Origin of the sequence: Mesorhizobium sp. (genome assembly GCF_004963255.1) — a bacterium.
GTDB lineage: Bacteria > Pseudomonadota > Alphaproteobacteria > Rhizobiales > Rhizobiaceae > Mesorhizobium.
In genome coordinates, this window is the sequence record NZ_SUGA01000006.1 from 21,794 (window position 1) to 36,860 (window position 15,067).

Here is a 15,067-nt window from a genome sequence, read left to right on the forward strand (position 1 = left end):
TCATCCAAAGATGTTGCGTTTTATAATCCTCTTTGTCGCTCTGGCACCAAGCGTAAGTGGCTGCACAAGCACTACGCCAGTTGATGTCGAACCATCGGCACCAATGCTTGTCCGAGAGGAGACCACCGTCCTGACGTTGCAAAGCCTGCGCGCTTCCGAACGGCAGCGTTTGCGTGTTTTCCTAGACAAGGCCAGTCGCGGCCGGTTCGATGCCATCCACCTCCTCATCAGCGGTTCGCCCCAGCTCAGCGCAGGGGTAGCCCATCAGGCCAGGCAGTTGGCAATCGAAGAAGACAACATTCAATTGCGCGATCAACACGACGCCGGCTCAGTGCGAATTGAGGCGATTGTCTATCACGCCCGTCCGCCGGTCTGTCCCTCATATGGTGCCTTACCCAATGAAGAATCCTTCAAACAGCCGCTTGGTTGTTCGACAGGACATAACCTGGCCGTGATGGTCAACGATCCGCGCGATCTGCTCGACAATCAGGCCGTCAAGGCCGGCGATGGCGATCGTGCTTCTGTACCAGTTGCAACTTACAGAACATTCGGGACGGATAAAGGTGGCTGATACCGCCCTTATCTCGGCAGCACTCCTACCGGAGATTGAAAGCTTCCAATCGCGTCCTGATCTAAAATAAAAGGAACCGCTGGATGCAATATAGGCGCTATATCGAGGGCCTTAGGGCCGTTGCTGTACTTCCGGTCGTACTCTTTCATTTCGGAATTTCGGCGATCCCGGGTGGCTTTAGCGGGGTCGATATCTTCTTCGTCATCTCCGGCTACCTAACCAGCGGAAGCCTCCTGGATGACCTTGAACGCGGCCAATTTTCCATCGTCAACTTCTACTGGCGCCGTGCCCGGCGCATTCTGCCGGCGCTCGTCTTTGTGATGCTTCTCACCTGCATTGCGGCATTGTTCATTCTTCTGCCACCGGATCTGCGCGGATTCAGTCTTAGCATCATAGCTACCTCGACCTTCTGGTCGAACGTTTTCTTCTGGAAAACGTCAAGTTACTTCTCTATCGATGCCGCGCTTCTACCACTGTTGCACACTTGGCCGCTTTCCGTAGCGGAGCAGTACTACATCTTCGCACCAATCCTGATGTTCCTAATCTATCGCTACATCGGGAAGCGCTGGCTGACGACACTTCTTCCGATAATTCTCTGCAGCTTCGTAGTGGCGGTGATGGCGACATCGCTGGCACCCACCGCCGGATTCTATCTGCTGCCGACCCGAATCTGGGAACTCATGTTGGGCGCCCTGCTCATGCTCAAATGCCCCTCGCCGCTGGGCAACCGATTCCTGATGGAGTCGGTGGGGGTGGCCGGATTTGGCCTTCTCGCCATCGGGTTCTTCGCGATTTCGGCGAGTGATCCGTTCCCAGGCTACAACGCCTTGTATCCATGCATCGGAACGGCCCTTCTGATCTATGTTGGCCAAAATACCCCCTCGACGGTCGCCACCCGCATGCTCGAAGTCAGGCCGCTGGTCTGGATTGGGCTCATCTCGTATTCGTTGTATCTTGTTCACTGGCCTCTCAATGCGTTCGCGCACTATCTTTCGTTCCAAAAACTCGATCCGTTGATGACCGGTGCGATGTTGGTGGCAAGCCTCGCATTGGCTGCATTCTCCTGGAAGTTTGTAGAGCAGCCGTTTCGACAGAAGAGGGCCTTCACCTCCCCGGGGCCTATCTTCGCCTTTTCAGCGCTCGCGATCGTTGTCCTTTGTGCCGGCGGAGCGGCGGGGGCGCTCGGCAACGGCTTTCCGCAACGGTTTCCGGACTATGTCCAGCGGCGCATTTCCGTCGGGGACTGGAGGAATGGCATCTGTTTCAACGAGGGCACCAGCCGGATCGAAAGCTGGAATATGGAGGATTGCACGCGCACCAGCGGTTTTCCAACAACGGTTTTTTTGTGGGGCGACTCCTTCGCCGCGCACTATGTTTCCGGCTTGGGTGCTAACATAAATCGATTGCAGGCGAACATCGTTGAATATACGTACGCCAGCTGCGCGCCGATACTCTATTACTACCCGTACGATCGTCTTGATTGTGTCCGGTTCAATCGCAAGGCCTTGGACGTCATCTTGGAAGCGGACATCAAGACGGTTATCCTCAGCGGTAGATGGAGTGACTATGAGGTCAGAGGTTTCGACGGTCTTCAGCAAACAATCGCTACGCTTCGTGCCCTGGGCGTGCGCGTGTTTGTCATCGGCCAGTCTCCGCAGTTCCCAACTGACGTCCGGAAAATTGCGTTCTTCGCCAAGCGCCAAAATCTGGACGATACGTCCTGGCCGATCGCGATGGACCCCGACGTCAACGAACGTGTGCGCTCATTTACCAAAGGCGCCACATTCATCGATCCGCTGAAATTCCTGTGCAGCGCAGGACGCTGCGCCTATTTCGATAGAGGAGAGTTTTTATATTTCGACTATGGTCATTTCTCTTCAGCCGGCGCCACACTGGCAATCTCGAAATACTGGCCGGCTTTTGGCAAGGACAATGCTCTTCCTAAGACGAAGTAGCGGCTCAGCGGCTGACAAGCACCAGTACGGGTCCCAGTGATAGCTCCTGCTTCCGCAGCAGCCGCGACGATGGAGCTGTTCAGGTTTAAGGCCCCCCGATAGTGACCTAGGATGGGTGCTGCCACGCGGCTCGGACTCAGCGTGCATTATCACGTAAATGTTGAGAGAATGAATGGCGCCGCGAAGGGCAATTCCAGCCGTCCAAAGCGACAGGCGTGTCGCGGCCTCGACATTGCAGTGGCGCTTACCTAACACGGCCTCACACTGCCCTCTAAACGGCCCCGAATTTGAACTGACGGCCCCTGGCCGGTTCATCGGGCAGGTCAAGGGCTAGGTGTAGTACACAGGGCTCATAACTTTCAGTTTCTAGTTGGTACGATGGGCCGTGGACGGTCGATGCAGACTTCAAGATGGCGAACGAAGCTCTCCATGCGTGCGTTGTCGAGGCAAGTGCCTTTGCCATGCTCGCGACTGGAGAGATTTCAAAATGAGCCTTGTAAGCGGAGAATGCCGCCGACGCTGTTCGGCTTGCTCGTGCCCTTGACGGCGGTAGGCTCGGCAGGGCCGAGGCCAGAGTTGCCGTAGTGGTCGTAATCGACCTCGGCTGTGACCGTGAAGCCGGGAACGACCATGTAGGCGACGTTTGCAGCCACACCAGCATCCTTGAGCTGATCACCCGAGACCTGAAGGTTGAACGAAGTTTTCTCGTCAAACTCGTAGGTGGCGCCCGCCCAGAAAGCCCACTGGCCGTTCCAGATTTTGTACGAGCCGCGCCCATGATTGGCAATTGCGCCGTTTGAGTCCTCGTTGAGACTGGCATTGGAACCGTAGCCGAAGAGTCCAAACAGCGACAGCTGGTTTGTGACAGCGACGTCGACGCGGATCTTGCCGGCAAAAGCTTCGTAATTGCTGTCATAAGCCGCGACGCCGGTGATCGAGCCCCAGCCTTGCGTGTATTTCAAGCCGGCGACAACGTGCGGAATATAGCTGTCGATAGTACCGGCTGAGCCCGATCCTTGTTCGAGCGAAATCACAGTCGAAATGCCGTTGCCGGCGTCGAAGTGGTACTGAGCCACGTTGGTGTCGAAGCCGGCCGACGGAACGAGCATACTATCGAGAACGTTGCCAGCGTAGCTTGCAAACGTATCGAAGGCCGACCCCTCCTTGCCAACTCGCAGGCCTCCCAGCTCGACCCAGGCAGAAGCCAGTGCGAGGCCGCTGTTGAAATCATAGTTCTGAGGACTGTCATGCGAGTTAGCGCTGTTGCCAAAATTCACCTGGGTTTCGGTATAGGTCGTCAACGCGCCGAGCTCGGTCTGCTGGCCGGTCCAAGTTTTGAACGTGAAGCGTGTGCTGTTTCGCCAAGTGCCTTGGTCCTCGCCAGTTCTCACGTCCGAGGTTCTTGCGCTGTCATACGATCGGACGTCACCCAGGCCGATATCGTAACGGACATAGCCGCCGATGCGCAGGCAGGTCTCGGTGTTGGGAATATAGGAATATCCCGAGCCGAGGACGTCGCAGATCTTGATGTACTCGGCCGGTTCCCGCTCGGCGCCAGCTGCTCGACCGACGGAAATGGTCATCAGAGCAGTTAAGCCGAGAAGAGGACTCTTGATGTACATGTCTAGATCTCCATGAAGGAATAAAAAGGATAGAGGCGAAAGAGCAAGCTTTTCCTCTAAATTTTGTGCGTGTTGTCTCCAATATGTGGACGCCAAAGCGCTTGACACGAGAGGTGAGCCAGCGTAAAAGCCACATGTACTTATAATAGTGTTTTCTGCTAGGAGATTCATTATCGTTTACATGTGAAACACTCCGGTCGGACCGCTGCAGCTCTCCGAATAGAGCAGCAAGCGACATGCCAACCTGAAGCGTAGATGCGGCCGACACCAAAATCGGGCCGACGCGCCTTCGTCTCGCTGGAATCACTTTTTTTGAGGGTCACTGCGAAAAGAAATGTGCGACACGGTTCGCCATGTTCGATATGTGACAGTCTCGTTTAACAGCGACGGCTTCCCGTCTGACCGCAACGGAGGCCGCGCCATCCGCTACCGAGAAGGATCACTGCGCGTACGCTCCGCAAGGGCTGCGCCAGGAACAGAGGGCGTGCACGTCCGAGGCGTCGCATGGTGGCCGCAGCACCTTTTCGCCGCTGTAAGTTCGCCGTGCAGGTACATTGCGCGGCCGGAAGCGAGAGGGAGCGCACCCTGAAACGGCTGCCTACGGCTCGCCTCGAGTAATTGGCGATGAACAGTATTCTCGAGAACTTAGTCTCGACGGAAAGAGCAACGAAAGGAAGCCGCTTGGACGAGCACGATCCGAAGGAAGAACCGATCGAGACCATTTTCCGCAACGGCACAATCACTGCCGTGGGTATCCTGCTTGCCTTTTCCCTCGGCTTCCTCACTCATTGGGCCGCGAACCCCTTGCCATGGCAACTCTACGATCTGTTCGCCGTAGTGCCGATCCTGCTCGGCATCGCACTGCAGATGAGAGCGCTGTCCATGCTGCTCGACATGAGTTCCTTGCGGCGCCCCATCTACGAACGCGCCAATCGCATTTTCATGGTCGGCCTCATCCAGACCGCGTGTGGCGTCGGCATGGCCATCTTGGTCGATCTTTTCGGGATATCGGTAGGGGGCACGCTGCCCGGCGCTTGACGACAAGCCACACCGCTCTTCGCTCGAAGCGACGTCAAGCCGGGGAACCTTGTGCACCCCCTAGCGGCGTCCTCCTTTCATCAAATGAGCCGACGTCAGCTTTAGAGCGTCTCGGTGGCTAAAGCCGGTATGGTTTTTCGGCCGGCAGGGAAGGCCGCTGGCTGGACCTGGATGGCGTCTGAACGAGGCTTGACAGGTCCGTTGCGTCGGACATGAATTTCGCATTGCAAAGTTCTTCCGCAGACGCCTCAAGCACACTGCACTGGCGTCACGTACTCAGACGTTGAATGCGGCACCGCACCATCACCTCAGGCGCAACCATGGCACGCGCGCTCCCCGGCGTGGTTGACCCCATCCTGTCCAAACGAGACTGCGACATAAGCGGGACGCACTGACTTAGGTCAGAGACCAGGACGAGCGCGCAACGAAAGAATGATGGATGAGCGACGTGGGATGACAGCTCCTTGCACACCTCAATCCTGACAAAGTACCGGGACCCCCGGCCGCCTTGGTATACCATCTATCCGACTGTGCCAGACTTCTCTGCGGCAGTTGGTGCTGACGATTATGAGGAATGGCTGGGGGGCCTCCCGGCCGACGAATCGGTGTCGCTCTATTTCCACATTCCGTTTTGCCGATCCATGTGCTGGTATTGCGGCTTCCCTACCGCGGTCATCCGTCGCAACGGCCCGATCCTTAATTATTTAGCGGTGCTGCGTCAGGAGATCAGTTTGGTGTCGGAGCAAGTGCGGCAAGGGCTGCCGGTGAGCGATGTGCATTTCGGCGGCGGAACGCCTCACCTTATCGGGCCAGCCGAGCACTTGGCGCTGATGGAATTTCTACGCCGCCACTTCGCTTTCAGCAAAACTGCTGCGATCGCCGTGGAGATCGATCCCCGAACGTTCACACCGGAAATGGCCGAAGCCCTGGCAGCTAACGGTGTCAACCGCGCGAGCATCGGATGCAGAGCTTTGATCCCGATGTGCAAAGGCGATCAATCGGATCCAGAGTAAGGTGCAGACGGCCGCTGCAGTCCAAAATCTCCGCCGGCATGGCGTTGGCCATATCAACTTCGACCTCATCTTCGGTCTACCGAAACAGACTGTGCAGTCCTGCATCCAGACCGCGATGGCTGCGGTCGCCATGCGCCCCAACCGGCTTGCGGTGTTCGGATACGCGCATATTCCTTCCGTGATAAAGAATCAGCGCCTAATCGAGCAGGCAGGTCTACCGGACGGCGATCTTCGCGCCGAACAGGCTGCAACTGTCGCCGAGACACTGGTTGGCGCTGGCTACCGGGAGATCGGGCTCGATCATTTCGCTCCGCCGGACGACGAACTTGCGCTAGCGCCAGAAGACCGGGCGCCTACGGCGTAATTCGCTGGGATACTCGGCCGATACTTGCAAAACGTGATCGGCTTCGGCGCGTCGGCTATTGGCCGAGTCCGCGAGGGGTATGTTCAGAACGAAGTAACACGGGATTCTTACGCCCGGCACATCGCAAGTGGACGTCTGGCGACATCAAAGGGTCACCGTCTGACCGACGATGACCGGGTGCGCGCAGCGATCATCGAGCGACTGATGTGCGATTTGGAGGCCGACGTGCCGACCATCTGTGCCGCCCACGAAATCGAACCAGCTCGTTTTCTCGATTCAGTTGAGAGTTTGGTGACGCTGGCTGAGGAGGGGATCCTGGACGTCGAAAACGGCTTCATCCGCGTGCGGCCGGAGCACCGCTTTGTTGTTCGCGCCGTTGCTGCTGCATTCGATGCTTTTCTCGCGAATCGATGAGTTGAGGCCACGACGCCGAAAGGCATCAGACCTTGTTTGGCGCTCGTCGGCATGGGCTCTCGCAGAAGACTCCGCAAGCGTATGCAGGGGACTTCCACTTGACGCCGCGTTCACCATCATCTCGCCTGGGTGCGCGCGAAAGCGCACAACCCGGAGCACGCTGCTCTCGGTGTGAGGCTGTGCTCTGCAAAGCACCGGTGATCCACCCTGTCCCTGGACAGCAGCTTGATGGCGTCATCTTGGAGGACGAGAAAAGATTGTCGAGGTACGGGTACGAATTGCCTCGGTCGTCCGTTCAATCGAAAGCACTGTCTGCGGAGGCACCTCTCCTTCATGCAGTGACAGGAGATGCTGGGCGACTTCCTTATCTGCTGCGGTGAGTCGATGATTTAGGCGGAGAAAGTCCATCCAGGTGGGGGTGCGGAATGTCTCCGTCCAAAGTGACGGTGTTTGCAGATTTCGCTGGAGCGTCCAGTTTCGTGCACCGGCACGGCTCTGGACGTGTCGCCGCGTGCGCATGGAGCCCAGAAAGGCCTCGATATTTTCCTCCGATATCAAATACTCGACCTTGGCCACGATAGGGCCACTTCTGGGTTTCAGATCGAGAGCCACGTCCGGCGGATGAAAAACTGAACTTTCTTGATCGGTTTCTTCCCAGGGACGGACCGGCAACACGATCCCCGCTGCTGCAACCAGCAACAGAGCGCCTGCGGCGCCCTCCAATGCTGAGGTCAAGGAATAGTTTTGCGCGACAGAACCCCAGATCCAGCTGCCAGCAGCCATACCGCCTGCGCTCAAGGCGTAGTAAATGGAGAGCGTGCGGCCTACAACCCACCTTGGGCTTGCCAACTGCACCGACACGTCAATGCCCGTCCAGGTGATAAGCCAACCCGCTCCGCCGAGCGCCAGCGAAATGGCCGCCACAGGAAGCGACGATGTAAGGGCAAGGGAGAGGCAACAGACTGCACAAGCCACAGAGGCGAAGGCCACCAGCCTGTTTTGAGACGTGACCTTCCTCAAGAAGCCGTTGCCCATACCCGCGATGAAAGCACCCATGCCGAAGCCGGCCAATAAGATACCGTAGACAATTGGCCCACTCTTCAACTGATCCCGGACGACGAGGGGGAGCAACGCCAGAATGGAGATGCTTGCCAACCCGAAAAGAGCGGCTCGGGCGGTCGCTGCCCTGATCTCCAAAGACATCGCCGTAAAGCGCACTCCGTCATGAATTGCCGTCGTCATTCTCTCACGAGGGAGAGGCGAAGAGCGGACCTCCCATTTGGTGCGCCATATCGCGCTTATGGGCGCCAGATCACTCACCGCAGCCAAGGCGAAAGCGGCCAGCGGCCCAAAGACGGCCAGGATCACGCCCCCCAAGGCTGGACCAACGCTGCGCACAATGTTGTATCCGACGGACATAAGCGTCACTGCGGCCGGAATGTCGCGTTTGTGAAGGATATCGCCGACCGAAGCGTGCCAAGCCGGATCATTCAAGGCAAAGCCGCAGCCGGCCAGGAAACCTAACCCGAGAATCAGCCAAGGACTGACAAATCCCAGACCCACAGAAATCATCAGCGTCGTCGACGCCGATGCTATCAGGCAGTGTCCCGCAAACATCACCCACCGGCGGCTGAAGTTGTCGGCAATGGCTCCGGCGAAAACTGAGAGGAAGAACACCGGCAATGTGGATGCGGCCTGGACGAGTGCCACCATGAGGTCGGACGCTGAAATCGTTGCCATAAGCCAACTGATGGCGACCGTTTGCACTAGCCAACCGAGGCTGGAAATCTGGGTGGCCGCCCAAATTGAGCGAAACACCTTGTTTCGAAATGGGGCGAGCGTCTTTGAAACGGGCGGTTGGGGATTTTCGCTCTGCATGAGGTATTGCTGGCCTTCGATGAGCGCTGCGATTTGAGCAAGCGGGTCGATACTTAGACATCGCGGAGCACCGCACGGACCCCAGCTCTATGGAGCTTGCCGGCGACTATTTGCGTATTGAGCCATTCTCATAGTCTCATTCATGAGCAGTCCTGTGCGCAAGCATTGCTTTGCTAAATTCCCACCACAAGCGCGCCGCCGCTGAGACCCGCACCCGCTGCCGCCAAGAGGACTTTCTCGCCAGGCCGAAACGGCTGCGCCCGATGGGCCAGCGACAATGAGAGCGGGATCGTCGCGGCGGAAGAGTTGCCATATTCGGCGATCGTCTTGACGATCGAGTGATCAGCGATGCCGAGGTTCCTGCCGACCGCGTCGAAAATGCGCGCATTGGCCTGATGCGGCACGAAACGATCGAGGTCTTGCGGCCTCAGTCGGGCAGCAGTGAGCGCATCTCTCGAGCAGGCGGTCATCATCTCCACGGCCTTGCTGAATACTTCACGGCCGTCAGTGATCGTCATCCGTGTCTGCGCGAGGTCGAGGTCGGCATGGAACGGAGTGTTGCTTCCCCCGGCGGGAATCTGGATTAGCCCGTAGCGCGAGCCGTCGGAATCCACCGAAGCGCCGAGAATGCCTCGATCCGGGTCATCGCAAGGACTGATCACCATGGCGCCGGCGGCATCGGCAAACAGCACGGCGCTGGCGCGCTCGGCCAAATTGATGCGGTGGCTGAGGATGTTGGCGGCGATGACAAGGCTCGCTTTGCCGTGCAGGCGGGTGAACCCGTCGGCGAACATCAGCGCATAGATGAAGCCGGCGCAGGCGCCGGTCAGGTCGATCGCTCCGGCGCGGCCTAGCCCCAGCCGATGTGCGACCAGCGGCGCGCTTGGCGGCAGAAGGTGATCGGGCGTCGACGTGGCGAGCAAGAGTAGACCGACGTCGCCGCGGTCGATACCGGCATTGGTCAGCGCCATGTCGCCGGCAGAGGCGGCAAGGCCCGACAGCGTGTCTTCGTCTGTTGCCCAGAAGCGCGAGCGAATTCCGGTGCGCCGCTCGATCCAGCCGGGCTCAAGCCCGAGCCGGTCTTCGATTTCCGGGTTCTCGACCTTGCGCGTCGGCGCATGATGGCCGAAGCCGAGAACGCGCGACGATAGGTTCATGGCCGCGAGCCGAAGCGTTCGCCGGCCTCCTCTATCGCGTCATAGAGCCCGTCCAATTCGTCGCTGGTGATGCAATAGGGCGGCAGAAGATAGAGGACATTGCCGAGCGGGCGCACCAACAGGCCGCGCTCAAGGAAAAAAGCGCGCAGTTTTGGCCCGATCTCGGCCAGATAACCGGCTGAGCCGGTGCGTAGGTCGAGTGCCGCGATGGTGCCGGTTGTCCGGCAGTCGGTGAAATATGGATTGTCCCGGAAGCGTTGCAGCCCCGCGGCCTGCCTCGCGCTCAAGACCGCGATCCGCTCGGCCACCGGCTCGTCACGCCAGATCTCGACATTGGCAAGTGCTGCCGCGCAGGCGATCGGATTGGCGGTGTAGGAGCTCGAATGGAAAAACGTCTTCTTGCGATCCTCCGAAAAGTGAGCGTGGAAGATGGCATCGGTGGCGATCGTGGCGGCCAGCGGGATGGTACCACCGGTCAGACCTTTCGAGGTGCACAAGATGTCGGGCGAGACGGACGCCTGTTCGCAGGCAAACATGGTTCCGGTGCGCCCCCAGCCGGTCATCACTTCATCGGCGATCACGAGCGTGCCGGAGGCTTCGGCGATCCTCTTCAATTCGGCAAGAACCCAGGCCGGATACATCAGCATGCCGCCGGCGCCAAGCACCAGCGGCTCGACGATCAGCGCGGCTGCGCGCCGGTCGCGGCTAACGGCCTCGAACCGATCCAGCGTTTCCTGCTCGCGCCCGGCGGCCGGGAAGGGGATGGTGTCGACCTCGAACAGCAAAGGCTCATAGGCGGCGTTGAAGACGCCACGGGCGCCGACGCTCATCGTGCCGATGGTGTCGCCATGATAGCTGTGCTCCATGACGGCGATGCGCGAACGCGACGCGCCGATGTTACGGAAATAGCCGAGCGCCATCTTCAGCGCGACTTCGACTGAGGTCGAGCCACTGTCGGAATAGAACACCCGGTGGAGGCCGGCGGGTGCGATGCCTACAAGCGCCTCGGCCAGCCGTTCGGCCGGCTCGTGGGTGAAGCCCGCGAAGATGATCTGGTCGAGGCTCGAGGCGGTCGTCTCGATGGCCTTCATGATGCGGGGGTGGCGATGGCCATGGGTGACGACCCACCAGGAAGAAATCGCATCGAGGATGCGGAAGCCGTCGGCCTTGTGGAGATAGGCGCCTTCAGTCAGCACGATTTCAGGGAGCGAGGGCTCTAGCGCGTGCTGCGTGAACGGATGCCAGACTCGAGACTCCGCCATCAGTCGCCTCCGGCAATCATGGCCAGGTCGAAGCCGGAAATCATTGCATCTCTCAACGTTTCACCCGTCAGCGGACCGAGGTGCGGCAGCCTGCCCAGCTGCGGCACGCCGCCGAATTCCACGATTGTCCTTTGTGTATCGGCCACCTCTTCGCCAATGAAGGCAATGCCGATGAGCGGGATGGAGCGGGCTCTCAGGGCCTCGATCGACAACAGCGTATGATTGATGGTGCCAAGCGCGGTGCGGGCGCACAGTATGACCGGCAGCCGCCATTGTTCGAATATGTCAATGAACCTTGTCTGTCGATTGAGCGGCACCATCAGCCCGCCGGCGCCTTCGATGACGAGCGGTGTCGGCAGGACCGGAAATGAAAGATCGTCGGCCTCGATCGCGACGCCGTCGATTTCGGCTGATCGATGCGGCGACAGCGGCATCGTCAGTCGATAGACTTCGGGCAGCACGCGTCCGTCGGGCAAGCCGGAAAGCCGGGCGACGACCTCGCTGTCGGTCTCCTCGTTGAGGCCCGATTGCACCGGCTTCCAGTAGAAGCCGTCGAGCAGCCCGGCAAGTCCGGCCGAAAACACTGTCTTGCCAATTCCAGTGTCTGTTCCGGTGACGACGATGCGTTTGGTCATGCTGTGGCCAACACTCCGACGAGAGCCTCGACCATGGCGGAAATGTCGGCTTCGTCGACGTTGAGAGTCAGCGAAATGCGCAGGCGCGACGTACCCTCAGGCACTGTCGGCGGGCGAATGCCGCGTATGTCGAAGCCGCGTGCCTGCAGTCCTGCCGCCACCGCCATGGTGCGGCTGTTATCGCCGATCACAAGCGGCTGGATCTGCGAGCCGCTGGGCATCACGCCGCAGCGTTCGGCCAATTGCCGGCTCGCGAAAGCGACACGCTCGTGCAACTGAGCACGACGCATAGGCTCGTCAGACAGAATAGTCAGCGCCTCACGTGCCGCGACTGCCATCAGCGGCGATGGTGCGGTCGCATAGATGAATGGCCGGCACCGGTTGATAAGATAGTCGCACAGTGTTCGCGGTCCGGTAACGAGCGCGCCGGATGCGCCAAGCGCCTTGCCGCATGTGTGGAGCGTGACGATGTTGTCGCGGCCTTCATACGCGGCGGCCAGTCCCCGGCCGTCCGGTCCCCAGACGCCGGTGGCATGCGCTTCATCGACGACGATGAATGCCTGGTACCGATCAGCCAGCGCGACCAGGCTCTCCATCGGCGCACGGTCGCCATCCATGCTGTAAAGGCTTTCGAAGGCGATCCACACCCGCCCCATGCCGCCTTCGGCGCGCCAGCGGGTGATTGCGTCCTCGACAGCGTCGACGTCGTTGTGCGCGGCCAGCTTGAACTCAGCGCGCCCGGCCTGGGCACCCTCATGCATGCTGGCATGAGCGAGCTCGTCGAGGACCAGCAGGTCGCCTTTCTGCGGCAGGGCCGTCAGCAGAGCGAAGTTGGCGATATAGCCGCTGCCGAAGAACAGTGCACGCTCGGCTCCGAAAAATGCCGCTGCGTCCGCCTCCAGTTGCTCATGTTCCGGTGCATTGCCGCGCAACAGCCGCGATCCGGTGGCGCCCACTGGCGTGCCCCGCGCAATCGCCGTCGAAACCGCATCGCCCAGTCTTTTGGAGGCGGCAAGTCCGATATAGTCGTTCGACGAGAAGTCGAGCCCGGCGCGCGGTGCGAGCGTCCGCAACCGGTCCTTGCGCCCCAGTCCCCGCAAGGTTGCGTCATAGCGGGCAAGAATTGCCTCCTTCATTGCGTGGCGAGTTCCATAGGCTCAATGCCGAGGCGCCGGAACAGAAGGGTATCCTTGTCCTCGCCGGGATTTCCCGCCGTCAGCAGCGTGTCGCCGACAAAGATCGAATTGGCGCCGGCAAAGAAGCACAGCGCCTGCGTTTCGTCGCTCATCGCCGTCCTGCCGGCGGACAGCCTTACATAGGATTTCGGCATCATCACCCGCGCGAGCGCAACGATGCGGACGAAATCGATCGGATCGATGGCGTCGGCCGCGGCAAGCGGCGTGCCTTCGATGGGAATAAGCATGTTGATCGGCACGCTTTCCGGCGGCTCGGGCAGGTTCGCGAGCGTGACCAGCATGTCGATGCGATCGGTCTTTTCTTCTCCCATCCCGACAATGCCGCCGCAGCAGACTTTCATCCCAACCGCGCGCACGTGCCCAAGCGTTTTCAGCCGGTCGGCAAAAGTCCTGGTTGAAATAACCTCGCCATAGTAGCGCTCAGAGGTATCGATGTTGTGGTTATAGTAGTCGAGACCGGCCTGCTTCAGGCGAGCAGCTTGCTCAAGATCGAGCATGCCGAGCGTCATGCAGGTCTCCATGCCGAGGGCCTTGACGCCCTCAATCATGGCGACCACAACGTCCATGTCGCGCTCCTTGGGACTTCGCCACGCCGCGCCCATGCAATAGCGCGTTGCGCCGCCATCACGCGCCTTGGCCGCTTCGTCGATGACATGCTTGACGTCCACCAGCTTCGACGCCTTCACACCGGTTTCGTAATGCGCAGACTGGCTGCAATAGCCGCAATCTTCGGGGCACCCGCCGGTCTTGATGCTAAGGAGCCGCGACAGCTGCACTCGGTTTCGATCGAAGTTCTGGCGGTGGATCGTCTGAGCCAGGAACAGCAGATCGTTGAATGGCATGCCGTAGATGGCCTCGGCCTCTTTGCGGTTCCATCGCGGAGGCGTTCCGTCGACCGATTGCATGGTCTGGTTCACGTCGAACTCCGAGTTCATTCCAATCGTCATCGTCAAACCTTTGTTTGCTAGTCCGGTACGCCTTCTTGGCTTTGGGGCGCACTCGCTAAAGGCGAGCTGCGGCACGTCTTTCCAGCACCTCCTACGCCTGCCGAGCTGATGTTGCTCCTCACGCCGTAATCCTCAGTTCAAGTGCTTGCAGATGTTCTGGTGGTCCGGCATGTCCAGGCCGATGTCGAGGATCGGGGCGCTGTGCGTCAGCCAACCCATGGAGATGAGATCGACACCGGTCGCCGCAATCGCCGCCGCCGTTTTCGGCATCACCCGACCGGACGCCTCGGTGATCGTACGGCCATCCACTATAGAAACCGCGCGGGCAAGATCCTCGACCGACATATTGTCGAGCAGCACCGCGTCAACACCAATCGCGAGCGCTGCATCGAGCTGCTTCAGCGTGTCGACCTCGACCTCGACCTTCACCATATGCCCTGCTGCGGCGCGCGCCCGCTCTATTGCTGTGCGCATATCGCCGGCGATCGCGATGTGGTTGTCCTTTATGAGCACGCCGTCATCGAGGCCGAACCGGTGATTGGCACCGCCGCCGACGCGCACGGCGTATTTCTCCAATGCCCGCAGCCCGGGCGTCGTCTTTCGCGTCGATACAATCCTCGCCTTGTGACCGCGCACGGCCTCAACCATGGCCGCTGTGGCAGTGGCAATGCCGCTCAGCCGGCATAAGAAATTGAGGGCCGTGCGTTCGGCCGTGAGCAGGCCTCGTGCGGGTCCGGACAATCTTGCAATGGTTTCCCCGGCCCCAACCTCGCTGCCATCAGGGCGCCAGATCTGGATGTTGATCGCCGGTTCCACGAGAAGGAAGGCATACGAGACCAGATCGAGCCCGGCAACGACGCCCGCCTGCCTCGCTTTGAGCACCAACGTGGCAGTGCAATCATACGGGATAACCGCATCGGTGGTCAGGTCGCCGGATCTGCCCAGGTCTTCGAGGAGCGCAACGCGCACAATCGGTTCGATCAGGGTCGCGGGGAGGGGGGAGAATGAAGTCATA

At 59.8% G+C, this 15,067-nt stretch carries 11 protein-coding genes and 1 pseudogene; 4 read left to right on the plus strand and 8 right to left on the minus strand.

Annotated features, from left to right (window positions below; all coding sequences use genetic code 11):
* Positions 1 to 10: 10 nt before the first annotated feature.
* The gene (locus E5X34_RS09300; protein ID WP_063169261.1) at positions 11 to 571 is read left to right on the plus strand and encodes a CpaD family pilus assembly lipoprotein; all 561 of its coding nucleotides are present in this window, start codon (positions 11 to 13) and stop codon (positions 569 to 571) included.
* A gap of 83 nt (positions 572 to 654) precedes the next feature.
* Positions 655 to 2,526 carry an acyltransferase family protein gene (locus tag E5X34_RS09305; protein ID WP_127213821.1) on the plus strand — a complete coding sequence of 624 codons (1,872 nt, stop codon included), beginning with the start codon at positions 655 to 657 and terminating at the stop codon, positions 2,524 to 2,526.
* Between the two features lie 482 nt (positions 2,527 to 3,008).
* Here E5X34_RS09305 and E5X34_RS09310 read toward each other — a convergent pair whose 3' ends face one another.
* The gene (locus E5X34_RS09310) at positions 3,009 to 4,148 is read right to left on the minus strand and encodes a porin (protein WP_127213822.1); all 1,140 of its coding nucleotides are present in this window, start codon (positions 4,146 to 4,148) and stop codon (positions 3,009 to 3,011) included.
* 681 nt (positions 4,149 to 4,829) lie between these two features.
* Here E5X34_RS09310 and E5X34_RS09315 point away from each other — a divergent pair.
* Positions 4,830 to 5,186 (plus strand): hypothetical protein, encoded by a 357-nt coding sequence (locus tag E5X34_RS09315; protein WP_024505577.1) that lies wholly within the window; start codon positions 4,830 to 4,832, stop codon positions 5,184 to 5,186.
* A 464-nt stretch (positions 5,187 to 5,650) separates the two neighbouring features.
* A pseudogene (hemN, locus tag E5X34_RS09320) lies at positions 5,651 to 6,977 on the plus strand (oxygen-independent coproporphyrinogen III oxidase).
* A gap of 234 nt (positions 6,978 to 7,211) precedes the next feature.
* Here the strand turns inward: hemN and E5X34_RS09325 are convergent.
* The 7 genes from E5X34_RS09325 to nadC form a co-directional block, all read right to left on the minus strand.
* The gene (locus E5X34_RS09325) at positions 7,212 to 8,855 is read right to left on the minus strand and encodes an MFS transporter (protein ID WP_063169257.1); all 1,644 of its coding nucleotides are present in this window, start codon (positions 8,853 to 8,855) and stop codon (positions 7,212 to 7,214) included.
* Between the two features lie 173 nt (positions 8,856 to 9,028).
* Positions 9,029 to 10,012: a beta-ketoacyl-ACP synthase III gene (locus tag E5X34_RS09330; RefSeq protein ID WP_063169256.1), complete on the minus strand. Its 984-nt coding sequence runs from the start codon at positions 10,010 to 10,012 to the stop codon at positions 9,029 to 9,031.
* A complete protein-coding gene (locus tag E5X34_RS09335) occupies positions 10,009 to 11,274 on the minus strand; it encodes an adenosylmethionine--8-amino-7-oxononanoate transaminase (RefSeq protein ID WP_063169255.1) in 1,266 nt (421 codons plus the stop codon). The genes E5X34_RS09330 and E5X34_RS09335 overlap by 4 nt, the downstream gene beginning before the upstream one ends.
* Positions 11,274 to 11,909: a dethiobiotin synthase gene (gene bioD / locus E5X34_RS09340; RefSeq protein WP_063169254.1), complete on the minus strand. Its 636-nt coding sequence runs from the start codon at positions 11,907 to 11,909 to the stop codon at positions 11,274 to 11,276. Before bioD ends, E5X34_RS09335 begins: the two co-directional genes overlap by 1 nt.
* Positions 11,906 to 13,045: an 8-amino-7-oxononanoate synthase gene (locus tag E5X34_RS09345; RefSeq protein ID WP_024505572.1), complete on the minus strand. Its 1,140-nt coding sequence runs from the start codon at positions 13,043 to 13,045 to the stop codon at positions 11,906 to 11,908. Before E5X34_RS09345 ends, bioD begins: the two co-directional genes overlap by 4 nt.
* On the minus strand, positions 13,042 to 14,010 hold the full coding sequence (gene bioB / locus E5X34_RS09350) for a biotin synthase BioB (protein ID WP_224570943.1): 969 nt from the start codon (positions 14,008 to 14,010) through the stop codon (positions 13,042 to 13,044). Before bioB ends, E5X34_RS09345 begins: the two co-directional genes overlap by 4 nt.
* A gap of 174 nt (positions 14,011 to 14,184) precedes the next feature.
* Positions 14,185 to 15,066 (minus strand): carboxylating nicotinate-nucleotide diphosphorylase, encoded by an 882-nt coding sequence (nadC, locus tag E5X34_RS09355; RefSeq protein ID WP_063169252.1) that lies wholly within the window; start codon positions 15,064 to 15,066, stop codon positions 14,185 to 14,187.
* Between the last annotated feature and the right edge of the window lies 1 nt (position 15,067).

What these genes read in the sequence shown, in the direction of transcription:
- E5X34_RS09300 (WP_063169261.1), top strand. Translation starts at nt 11, where the DNA reads ATGTTGCGTTTTATAATCCTCTTTGTCGCTCTGGCACCAAGCGTAAGT.
- E5X34_RS09305 (WP_127213821.1), top strand. Translation starts at nt 655, where the DNA reads ATGCAATATAGGCGCTATATCGAGGGCCTTAGGGCCGTTGCTGTACTT.
- E5X34_RS09310 (WP_127213822.1), bottom strand. Translation starts at nt 4,148, where the DNA reads ATGTACATCAAGAGTCCTCTTCTCGGCTTAACTGCTCTGATGACCATT.
- E5X34_RS09325 (WP_063169257.1), bottom strand. Translation starts at nt 8,855, where the DNA reads ATGCAGAGCGAAAATCCCCAACCGCCCGTTTCAAAGACGCTCGCCCCA.
- E5X34_RS09330 (WP_063169256.1), bottom strand. Translation starts at nt 10,012, where the DNA reads ATGAACCTATCGTCGCGCGTTCTCGGCTTCGGCCATCATGCGCCGACG.
- E5X34_RS09335 (WP_063169255.1), bottom strand. Translation starts at nt 11,274, where the DNA reads ATGGCGGAGTCTCGAGTCTGGCATCCGTTCACGCAGCACGCGCTAGAG.
- bioD (WP_063169254.1), bottom strand. Translation starts at nt 11,909, where the DNA reads ATGACCAAACGCATCGTCGTCACCGGAACAGACACTGGAATTGGCAAG.
- E5X34_RS09345 (WP_024505572.1), bottom strand. Translation starts at nt 13,045, where the DNA reads ATGAAGGAGGCAATTCTTGCCCGCTATGACGCAACCTTGCGGGGACTG.
- bioB (WP_224570943.1), bottom strand. Translation starts at nt 14,010, where the DNA reads ATGCAATCGGTCGACGGAACGCCTCCGCGATGGAACCGCAAAGAGGCC.
- nadC (WP_063169252.1), bottom strand. Translation starts at nt 15,066, where the DNA reads ATGACTTCATTCTCCCCCCTCCCCGCGACCCTGATCGAACCGATTGTG.